This window comes from Caulobacter sp. 05T431 (assembly GCF_056665975.1).
In genome coordinates, this window is record NZ_JBFTKU010000187.1 from 1 (window position 1) to 362 (window position 362).

Below are 362 nucleotides of genomic sequence, written 5' to 3' on the forward strand. Positions count from 1 at the left end.
GGGCGGGCATCTTCACCGCCGATCCCATGAATGGATTCCCTCCAGGCACACCCCCCGGACACCCCAGCTCCGGTTCTCTCCACGGTTTCATTCATTTCATTACATCCGGCGCAGGCTTCGTGTGTCTCATCGCGGGATGCTTCGTTCTATCACGCCGGTTCTACACCTCCGGAGACCGCCGGCTCGGTGCATTCTCCATCGCTGTCGGCGCCCTCTTCCTCGCCGAGTTCGCCGGCATCGCCAGCGGATCGACTTCCGCCGTCATCGTTCTCAGCTTCACCGCAGCAGTCATTCTCGCCTGGACGTGGCTGGCAATCACCGCCGCCCACCTACGACGAGCCAGCCGCCCACCAGTGCTGCCT

Annotated in this window: 1 protein-coding gene; it reads left to right on the plus strand. The window is 63.5% G+C overall.

The annotated features are described in order from the left end of the window. The coding region (locus AC1U89_RS25050; RefSeq protein ID WP_479902315.1) for a DUF998 domain-containing protein at positions 1-362 on the plus strand (362 nt) is incomplete at both ends.